Annotated in this window: 5 protein-coding genes and 1 other RNA gene; 2 read left to right on the forward strand and 4 right to left on the reverse strand. The window is 65.3% G+C overall.

Going from position 1 to position 10,352, the window contains the following annotated elements; translation table 11 throughout:
* Nucleotides 1–559 precede the first annotated feature (559 nt).
* The gene (cphA, locus tag AC1DS3_RS29220) at nt 560–3,130 is read right to left on the reverse strand and encodes a cyanophycin synthetase (protein WP_441640744.1); all 2,571 of its coding nucleotides are present in this window, start codon (nt 3,128–3,130) and stop codon (nt 560–562) included.
* Between the two features lie 20 nt (nt 3,131–3,150).
* Complete coding sequence (gene cphA / locus AC1DS3_RS29225) at nt 3,151–5,787, reverse strand: cyanophycin synthetase (protein WP_441640745.1); 2,637 nt, start codon at nt 5,785–5,787, stop codon at nt 3,151–3,153.
* Between the two features lie 240 nt (nt 5,788–6,027).
* Between cphA (AC1DS3_RS29225) and AC1DS3_RS29230 the strand changes: the two genes are divergently transcribed.
* Nucleotides 6,028–8,316: a cyanophycin metabolism-associated ABC transporter gene (locus AC1DS3_RS29230; protein WP_477128476.1), complete on the forward strand. Its 2,289-nt coding sequence runs from the start codon at nt 6,028–6,030 to the stop codon at nt 8,314–8,316.
* A 14-nt stretch (nt 8,317–8,330) separates the two neighbouring features.
* Nucleotides 8,331–8,801 carry a cyanophycin metabolism-associated DUF1854 family protein gene (locus AC1DS3_RS29235; protein WP_441640747.1) on the forward strand — a complete coding sequence of 157 codons (471 nt, stop codon included), beginning with the start codon at nt 8,331–8,333 and terminating at the stop codon, nt 8,799–8,801.
* An 8-nt stretch (nt 8,802–8,809) separates the two neighbouring features.
* Here the strand turns inward: AC1DS3_RS29235 and AC1DS3_RS29240 are convergent, their stop codons facing one another.
* The gene (locus AC1DS3_RS29240; protein WP_477128477.1) at nt 8,810–9,682 is read right to left on the reverse strand and encodes a hypothetical protein; all 873 of its coding nucleotides are present in this window, start codon (nt 9,680–9,682) and stop codon (nt 8,810–8,812) included.
* Between the two features lie 442 nt (nt 9,683–10,124).
* Nucleotides 10,125–10,352: a transfer-messenger RNA gene (gene ssrA / locus AC1DS3_RS29245) on the reverse strand; the annotation flags it as partial.

Genomic DNA, 10,352 nt, shown 5'->3' on the forward strand with positions numbered 1-10,352 from the left:
GTGGTCGGCCACGAAGTTGCAGGCGCACCGGTTCCGTCGTGGGCGCGGTGGCACCGCCTTGATTGGCCCGAGACCTTCACCACCGCGCCCGCCCCACCACGAAACCATTGACGGTCGATGTATCGTGGTGGTCCGCACCGGTAACGGCAGATTGGCGAACGGGCAAGGATTCCGCTACCGTGGGCCGCACCACGAATCCCGGAAATTGGCAGCGTCGTAGCCCTTCAAACCGGCACCGGCAGATGCCAGCAGAACCGCTGGCCATACGACGAAACCAGCATCCCTAGCACCCGCGATTGCTCTGCACCCGGCAGGGTCGGCTTTCTTCTCGTTAGTCTTCTTTGCCGACGCAAAGAAGAGTGACCGGCAGCCCCCGCAGGGGGATGTCGTATGGCACTTGGGTGCAAACGCCATCGCCGATGAAATAAACAGCGACCAACCCCGCAGAGCGACGTCGTAACGGTTTTTGCGGTACTAGACGCCAACGCCAATCAAATCCAGAAAGCAAGAAAGCCAGCCGATAAGGCTGGCTTTCTTGTTTGCCGCGAGGCTATCCAGTTCACCCCTGAGCAATCCTCTGCTCAATATGCGCCAGCGCCTCCTCCACCTGATCCACCAAAATCAAGCAAAGATCCCCTGGCTGCAAATGCGACAACGCAGTATCGATAGCAAGGAACTCCCCACGGATCTCTTCCACCGCGCTGGCGCGCTTTGCGCCCTGCAGGCCTTCGCGCAGCAGGGCCAGCACTTCGCCGTCCTCGCGTCCGCGCTGGCACTGGTCCTGGTACAGGATCACTTCGTCGAACACATCGCCAAGGATCTCCGTCTGGCGGCGGATATCGACGTCGCGGCGGTCGCCGGCGCCGCTGATCACCACCGAGCGGCGCTTGGCCGGCATGCCTTCGATGGCGTTGCACAGCGCCTGGATCGCATCCGGGTTGTGGCCGTAGTCGGCGATCAGTGTCGCGCCCTTGTAGTCGAACACGTTGAAGCGGCCAGGGGCGGTGGCTGCATCGTTGACGAAGGTCGCCAGGCTGCGGCGGATCACTTCCCAGTCGATGCCCAGTGCCCAAGCCGCTGCGGTGGCTGACATGGCGTTCTCGACCTGGAAGCCGATCGAGCCGCCGCGCGTCAGCGGAATGCTCGACAGCGCGATGCGCACCTGGTTCTCGCCTTCAGCGGCCACGATATGGCCATCCTCGACGTACACCACGCGCTTGCCCTGCGCGCAGTGCGTGGCCATCACGGGGTTGTTGAGGTCGGCCGCGAAGAACGTCACGGCGCCCGGGCAGGCGTCGGCCATGCGTACCACCATGGGGTCCGCGGCATTGAGCACGGCCATGCCGTGCGGCGCCACGTTCTGCACGATGACGCTTTTCAGCACGGCGAGGTCTTCCACGGTGCTGATGTAGGACAGCCCGAGGTGATCGCCTTCGCCCACATTGGTGACTACCGCCACGTCGCAGCGGTCGAAGGCCAGGCCTTCGCGCAGCAGGCCGCCGCGCGCGGTCTCGAACACGGCGGCGTCCACGTCGGGGTGCATCAGCACATTGCGAGCGCTGCGCGGGCCGCTGCAGTCGCCGGTATCGATGCGCTCGCCCTTGACGTAGACACCGTCGGTGCCGGTCATGCCGATGCGCAGGCCGCTGCCGGCCAGCAGGTGGGCAATCAGGCGGACCGTGGTGGTCTTGCCGTTGGTGCCGGAGACCGCCACCACGGGAATGCGGCCATCGTCGCCGTCGCCGAACATCGTGGAGATGATGGCCTCGCCCACCGCACGGCCCTTGCCGTAGGAGGGTTGAAGGTGCATGCGCAGGCCCGGCGCCGCATTGACTTCGACGATGCCGCCGGCTTGTTCCTCGAACGGCTTGAGCACGGTCTCGCAGACCGCGTCGACGCCGCAGATGTCCAGGCCAACCATGCGCGCGGCCGCCACGGCGCGGGCTGCCATGTCGGGGTGCACATCGTCGGTGACGTCCGTTGCGCTGCCGCCGGTGGACAGGTTGGCGTTATTGCGCAGCACCACGCGGGTGCCCTTGGGCGGCACCGCATCCGCGGTGAGATGCTGCTTGGCCAGCGTGGCCAGCGCGATATCGTCAAAGCGGATCTTGGTCAGCGAGGTGGCGTGTCCCTCGCCGCGGCGCGGGTCGCGATTCACTTCCTCGACCAGTTGGCGCACGGTGTGCTTGCCATCGCCGGTGACCTGGGGCGGATCGCGGCGGGCTGCGGCGACCAGGTGGTTGCCCACCACCAGCAGGCGGAAATCGTGGCCGGGAATATAGCGCTCGACGATCACGTCGGAGCTGATCTCGGCGGCGACTTCATAGGCGGCGATGACTTCCTCGCGGGTGCGGATGCGCACCGCCACGCCCTTGCCCTGGTTGCCGTCGCGCGGCTTGACCACCACCGGCGCATCGATTTCCTGCGCGGCGGCCCAGGCTTCGTCGGGGTCCGAGACGGAGCGGCCCATCGGCACCGGCACGCCGGCGGCGTGCAGCAGTTTCTTGGTGAGCTCCTTGTCCTGCGCGATCGATTCCGAGACCGCGCTGGTCATGTCGGTTTCGGCCGCCTGGATGCGGCGTTGCTTGCTGCCCCAGCCGAACTGGACCATGCTGCCTTGCGTCAGGCGGCGATACGGAATGCCGCGTGCCACGCCCGCGTAGACGATGGAGCCGGTGCTCGGCCCCAGGCGCACGTCTTCGTCGAGCTCGCGCAGGCGATGCAGCGCATCGGCCAGGTCGAACGGCATGTCGTCGCGCGCGGCGCGGCACAGCGCGGCGGCCAGTTCCAGCGCCAGCCTGCCGACTTCTTCCTCGCTGTACTGCACTACCACCTGGTAGGTGCCGGGTTCGACGGTGGGTGCGGTGCGGCTGAAGCTGACCGGGCAGCCGGCCTCTGCTTGCAGGCGCATGGCCGCGCATTCGAGCGCGTGCGCCAGCGACACCACGCCTTCGTTGTCATCGGGCCGCAGCGGGCCGACCTCGGGAAAGCGCGCGCGCAGGCGCTCTTCAAAACCGGGCAGCTGTGCCAGCGTGTGGGCCTCGTCGGAGCATGAGACGATGGCTTCGATGGCGGTGTGGCGGCACCACAGGTTAGGGCCGCGCAGGGCCCGGATACGTGAGACTTCCATGAAATCAGTTTCCTTGCGGATCAGGCGCGGCGGCCCGGTTGGCCCATCCACTGGTGCACCAGGTCGATCGTCGGCAGGGTCGTCGCCTCATCGCATTGCAGGACCAGCAGGTCGCCTGCCACCACTTGCGCGAGCGCGGCCTCGATCGCCTGGCGGCGCGAGCCCTCGTCGATGATCTTGGTCACGCGGCGGCCTTCGTACAGGCCCTGCTTGAGCAGTGCGCGTGCCTCGGCGTCCGGCAACGCGCGCTTGACCGAGGTGTCTTCGCACAGGAAGACGCGGTCGAACGCGGCGCCCAGCACCTTGCCTTGCTTGACCATGTCTTCGTCGCGGCGCGGCGCGCCTGCGCCGTACACCACCACGCGGCGCTCGCTCGGGAAGCGTTCCAGCGATGCCACCAGCGCTTCCAGCGCGGGTGCATTGTGGGCATCGTCGATCACCACGATGGCACCGTTGCGCTCGAACAGCGTGAAGCGTCCGGGCACATCCACCTGGCCCACATCGAATGTCACCACGCCAGCACGGATCAGGTCGTTGGAGATGCCCAGCGCCCAGCCGGTGGCCACAGCCGCCAGCACGTTCTCGACCTGGAAGGCCACGCGGCCCGCATAGGTGAGGGGGATCGCGGCTACATCTGCCAGCGGCACCTCGCGGCTGCCGGTGGCGAGCACCACCTTGCCGTCGCGCACATAGACCGCACGGCGCCCCGCCGCGCGATGCGCGGCAATGGCGGGCAGGTCAGCCGTCATGCCGAAGAAGATCACGTCGCCATCGCACAGCTCCGCCATCTCCACGACCAGCGGGTCGCGCGCGTTGAGCACCGCCACGCCGCCGTCCAGCACCACGTCGACTTGCGTGCGCAGCACGTTGTACATCTTCTCGACTTCCTCGACGTAATACTGGCCAAGGTGGTCGGGCACATCGATATTGGTCACCACGCCGACCTGGCAACGGTCATAGGCGAGTCCTTCGGACAGGATGGCGCCGCTGTCGTTCTCGAGCACGGCGGCATCCACCGCGCGGTTCATCAGGATGCGGCGGGCCGCGTCCCAATTGGCGCGGTCGCCGCCCTGCACCTGGCGGCGGTCCAGGTAGAGGCCGTCGCTGCAAGCCAGGCCGGTGTGCTTGCCCGAGAGCTGCAGCAGGCGCGCGACCAGCTTGGCCACCACGGTCTTGCCGTTGGTGCCGGTGATGCCGACCACGGGGATGCGGCCGTTGTCGTCGCCTTCGCCAGCCGGGAACAGGTGATCCACCACGGCACGGCCCACCGGACGGGCTTCGCCGTTGGAGGGCTTCAGGTGCATCAGCAGGCCGGGGCCGGCATTGACCTCGACAATGGCGCCGCGCTGCTCGGCGAGCGGCCGCGAAATATCTTGCGCCACCAGGTCGACGCCGGCGATGTCCAGGCCCACGATGCGGGCGGCGAGCGAGGCATGGGCGGCCACGCTCGGGTGCACGCGGTCGGTAACGTCGAAGGCCACGTTGCCGTTGCGCTGGATCAGCACATGCTTGCCCTCGGGCGGCACGGACGTGGCGTCGAAGCCCTGGCGCTTGAGTTCCAGGCGGGCGGCCGAATCCAGCCGCACCTTGTTGAGCGGGTGGTCTTCGGTGCTGCCGCGGCGCGGGTCGGAATTGATCTGCGACTCGATCAGCTCGTCGATGGTCGACTTGCCGTCGCCGGTCACGCTGGCGGTCTCGCCCATGGCGGCGGCCACCAGGCGGCCGCCCACCACCAGCAGGCGGTGTTCGTTGCCCAGCACAAAGCGCTCGACGATGACGCCGCTGCCTTCATCGATGGCGACGCCGTAGGCGGTCTCGACTTCTTCGCGCGTGGTCAGGTTGGTGAACACGCCGCGGCCATGGTTGCCGTCATAGGGCTTGACCACCACCGGCAGGCCGATGTCTTCGGCGGCGTCCCAGGCGTCGGCGGCACTCACCACCAGCCGGCCTTCGGGCACGGGCACGCCGCAGGATTCCAGCAGGCTCTTGGTCAGGTCCTTGTCGCGCGAGATGCTCTCGGCGATGGCGGCGGTGCGGTCGGTCTCGGCGGTCCAGATGCGGCGCTGGCGGCTGCCATAGCCGAGTTGCACCAGGTTGCCCTCGGACAGGCGCAGCGCCGGGATGTCGCGGTCGTCGGCTGCGTCGACGATGCAGGCTGTGCTCGGACCCAGGCAGTGCTTGTCCACCAGGCGTCGCAGGTGATCCACCGTCTCCTGGACGTCGTAGGGACGGTCCTCGATGGCGGCCATCACCAGGTCGCGGGCGGCGAACAGGGCGGCACGGGTGACATCCTCGTGCCAGGCCCGCACGATCACCTTGTAGACACCCCGGATCGGGGTCTCGCGCGCCTTGCCGAAGCCACCGGGCATGCCGGCGAGGTTCTGCAGCTCAAGCGTGACGTGTTCCAGGATGTGGCCAGGCCACGTGCCTTCCTTGAGCCGCTGCAGGAAGCCGCCGCGCTCGCCGATGCTGCAGCGATGCTCGACCAGCGAGGGCAGCCATGCCGACAGGCGCTCGTAGAACCCCGGAATCGTGTTGGAGGGAAAATCCTCCAGTTCCCCGATATCGACCCACGCCTCCAGCACAGGCCGATATGTCCACATATTCGGGCCGCGCAGCGACATGACATCGAAAATCTCAATGTCCTTCTTTTTCATTGATTTAGCTTGAGGCAGTGGGCGAGTGCCCGAGAAATAGAAGCCTAACCTTTCAGTAACGTTACAACGGTCAGCCGGTTGACTTTCTTGATTAAAAAGCGATTGTGCAATGCATCAGGGACGCCCGTGTGTTTGGCCTTATGTATACTGCGGGCAAATCGGCGGGCCGCCAGGGCGCGCCCGCGCTAAATTGTTTCAAGTTATGTCCATAGCCCAAGGACGCAGCATGCCGTACCAACGATGACCCAACCTTCCTTGCCCGTGATTGACAGCGACGCCCAGAACGAGCCGTGGCGTAACGAACTCGGCACCCGCCTGCAACCTGGCGAAGCCGTGCTTGCCTGGCTCGAAGTCGACCTTGATGCAAAGCTGCATTTTACCCAAGGCTGGGTACTTGTGACGGATCGTCGCTTGCTGGCGCGCATGCCGGGGCAAAAAGACTGGCAGGAATGGGCGATCCAGCCCGGATTATCGCTGCATCACGCCGATCATGCGGGAGTCGGCACGCTGGAGTTGCAAGACAGCAGGCGATTGCTGGCCAGTTGGCGCTACACGCTGGGCCACAACCCGGCCGCGCTGCGCCTGATCGACCAGTTTCACGCGCAGCGCGACCTGTCGGCCTCGGGCCGGGCGGGGCAGCTGGATCTGGATGCCGAAGCGGTCTGCCCGACCTGCAAGGCCCCGCTGCCCCCGGACGACGACCAATGCCCGCAATGCAGCCGTGACCTGGAAACGCCGCCGTCGACCTGGGCGCTATTGCGCCTGTGGCGGTTTGCCCGGCMGTACCGCTTCCAGTTGCTGGCTGGTTTCCTGCTGACGCTGCTGTCCACCGCCGCGACGCTGGTGCCGCCGTACCTGACCATGCCGTTGATGGACAACGTGCTGATTCCCTACCAGAACGGGCTGCCCATCGATTACGACCGGGTCAAGCTGTACCTGGCCGRCCTGCTGGGCGCGGCGCTGGTGGCGTGGAGCCTCGGCTGGGCTCGCACCTATCTGCTGGCGCGGGTGTCCGAGCGCATCGGCGCGGACCTGCGCACCACCACCTACGAGCACCTGCTAAGGTTGTCGCTGGAGTACTTTGGCGGCAAGCGCACGGGCKACCTGATGGCCCGCATCGGCTCGGAAAGCGATCGCATCTGCGTGTTTCTGTCGCTACATCTGCTGGATTTCGCCACCGACGTGCTGATGATCGTCATGACGGCGGCCATCCTGATTTCGATCAACCCGTGGCTGGCGCTGGTGACCCTGGTGCCGCTGCCCTTTATCGCGTGGATGATCCACCTGGTGCGCGACCGGCTGCGCCACGGCTTCGAGAAGATCGACCGGATCTGGTCGGAGATCACCAACGTGCTGGCCGATACCATTCCGGGCATCCGCGTGGTCAAGGCCTTCGCGCAGGAAAAGCGTGAAGTGGAGCGCTTCCGCGAAGCCAATCGGCACAACCTGGCCATCAATGACCGCGTCAACGCGGTGTGGTCGCTGTTCACCCCGACCGTCACGCTGCTGACCGAGATCGGCTTGCTGGTGGTGTGGATCTTCGGCATCTGGCAGGTCTCGCACAACGCGATCACGGTCGGCGTGCTGGTGGCCTTCCTTACCTATATCAGCCGCTTCTATACACGCCTGGATTCGATGAGCCGCATCGTCTCGGTCACGCAGAAGGCGGCCGCCGGCGCCAAGCGCATCTTCGATATCCTCGATCACGTCTCGAGCGTGCCGGAACCCACGCGGCCGGTGCACCTGGAGCGTGTGGAGGGCGCCATCGAGCTGCGCGACCTGGGCTTCCGCTACGGCAACCGTGCCGTGATCCGCGGGCTTAACCTGTCGATCGCACCGGGCGAGATGATTGGCCTGGTGGGACACAGCGGGTCTGGCAAGAGCACGCTGGTCAACCTGATCTGCCGCTTCTACGATGTCTCCGAAGGCGCGATCCGGCTGGATGGCGTCGATATCCGCTCGCTGCCGGTATCGGAGTTCCGCAGCCATATCGGGCTGGTGCTGCAGGAGCCGTTCCTGTTTTTCGGCACGATCGCCGAGAACATCGCCTACGGCAAGCCGGGTGCCTCGCGCGAAGAGATCATCGCCGCGGCGCGTGCCGCCCATGCGCACGAGTTCATCCTGCGCCTGCCGCACGGCTACGACTCTCTCGTGGGCGAGCGCGGGCAAGCGCTGTCCGGCGGCGAGCGCCAGCGTATCTCCATCGCTCGCGCGCTGCTGATCAATCCGCGCATCCTGATCATGGACGAGGCCACCTCGTCGGTGGATACGACGACGGAGAAGGAAATCCAGAAGGCGCTGGACAACCTGGTGCAAGGCCGCACCACCATCGCGATCGCCCACCGCCTGTCCACGCTGCGCAAGGCGGACCGCCTGGTGGTAATGGATCGCGGACAGATCGTGGAAGTTGGCAACCACGATGAGTTGCTGGCGCGCGAAGGCGCTTATTACAAGCTCTACCAGGCGCAGGCCCGCAATGTCGATGCCGAGGCGGATCTCGCCTCAGCCGATGCGGTCAACGTGCAATAAGGATGGGAGCACACATGCAGCAAGTCGATTTCAAGCTCTCCCGCAATGCCCTTGGCCGCCTGGTGATGACCACGTCGGATGGCGTTGTGCATGATGGCGTCGTTCCCGTGCGCGCCTTCCCCATCGCCGCGCCCGACGATGGCGTCGGCCTCGTCAGCGCCGATGGCCGCGAGCTGGCCTGGCTGCCCCGGCTGGATACCTTGCCCGCCCCAGTGCGCGAGATGATCGAGGCCGAGCTGGCCAGCCGTGAATTCATGCCGGAGATCCGCCGCATCCGTTCGGTGTCGACCTACGCCACCCCCAGCACCTGGGAGGTGGAGACGGATCGCGGCCTCACATCGCTGGTGCTGCGTGGCGAGGAAGACATCCGCCGCCTCGCCGGCTCCACACTGCTGATCTCCGACAGCCACGGCATCCACTACCTGGTGCGCAACCTGGCCAGCCTGGACAAGGGCAGCCGCAAGATCCTCGATCGCTTTCTCTAGGCTGCGCTTCAGAGCTTGCCGGTGAAGATCACCCCGACCTGGCGGTCGGGGCGMATCGCAAACAGGTAGATCTGGCCGGGCGTGGGCAAGCTATGCGTGGTGGTGGGGTCGTAGTAGGCGATGCCGGTCATGGGGGTGTTCGCGTAGCGGCAGCTCGGCCCAATCAGCTGCAAGGCGACGTTGTAGACCTTGCCCTGGCGCCGTGGCGTGGCGGTCCCGGTAAAGCTGCAGCCCGAGCCGCTGCCGTCGAGCGTGAAGTTGCCGCTGGCGTCGATGGTCAGCCTTACAGCACCCGCTGTGATCCCGGTCGTGTCGACGACGTTCGACGTTCCGTAGTAAGTCCCCTTCAGGCCGTCGGTGGCCGCGATGAAGTTGTAGTCGGTGCTGTAGGTTGCATTGACGACCGCGCTCTTGCCGTTACGGTAGGTGACCTGCGCCTGGATCGACTTGCCCGGCACGTAGGCCGCCATCAGGTTCGCTGCGGTCAGGCTGTAGCCCGCCGCTTCCTGATTGAAATCCAGCCCGTTGTTATTGGTGGTGAGCGCGCCGCTGCCCGAACTGTAGTTGCCGGTCAGGACCCCGGTCGATACGTCCGGTATGCCCGCCATCGCGTAGAAGGCGTAATAGACGTTCTCGTCCAGGACCAGGATGTTGAAGCGCTCGTTGGCGGCAGAAGTGCCGATGTAGAAGCCAGAGCCAAGCGCGATGGTGTCGGGTGCCGCGGGGATCACTGGGGTCGTTGGGGTCGTCGGGGCCGCGGGTGTCGTGGGTGTGGCGGTGGGAGGGGTGCGCACAATCGCAAGTCCGTCACTGTTGTCGCCCGATCCGCCACAGCCCGTGAGGGCCAGCGCAATGCTTGCAGCCCCAATCAGTTTCTTCATTTGTACTTTGCCTGTTCCGATGCGCATGGGCGCCTCTGGCGCCGCTTTTCGGTTGCCGAAAAAATCTCGACTGTAACAGATGATTACAAATTGCTGATGACCCTGCGCCTGGCGACCGGGCTGAGCGTGTTCGCGCGCGCAAAAAAAAGACGCCCACACAGGACTGGGCGGGCGCTGGAGGGCAACTCCGGACGTGAAGCATGAAGGCCCGCGTCGGGAAGTCTGCCTCCGCAGAGGCAGCTTATGTACATGATGCAGGCTTGGGGGTGTTATGTGAATCGGACAAATCTTAATTCGGTGGAAATTGCCTGCCTTTCCAGCAATTTTTTTTGGTAGTGGGGGGCTTTGCGCCGCCCTCATTATCAAAGCCGGAAAAAAGAAAACCCCGAGGATGCTTATCCTCGGGGTTTCGGTAGTCCCGGAAGTAACCGGGCCTGAATATTGGTGGAGCCGGCGGGAATCGAACCCGCGTCCGCAAGCCCTCCACAGAGAGTTCTACATACTTAGTCCTGCCATTTGATTTAACCGGTGCATCGCGGACGGACACGCTCTACAACGGCGAGTCACTAAATTTTCGTCCCTAGGTCCGTGACAAACTCAGGGCTTATCTGGCGTTAATGACCTCGCGTAGTCTTGCGACTCTAGCCCGCCAGCGAGCCAGTGCGAGGAC

Source organism: Cupriavidus sp. 01L46 (assembly GCF_056399905.1).

Excerpts from the sequence above, each read along its gene's own strand:
- cphA (WP_441640744.1), bottom strand. The coding sequence starts at position 3,130 with ATGGAAGTCTCACGTATCCGGGCCCTGCGCGGCCCTAACCTGTGGTGC.
- cphA (WP_441640745.1), bottom strand. The coding sequence starts at position 5,787 with ATGAAAAAGAAGGACATTGAGATTTTCGATGTCATGTCGCTGCGCGGC.
- AC1DS3_RS29235 (WP_441640747.1), top strand. The coding sequence starts at position 8,331 with ATGCAGCAAGTCGATTTCAAGCTCTCCCGCAATGCCCTTGGCCGCCTG.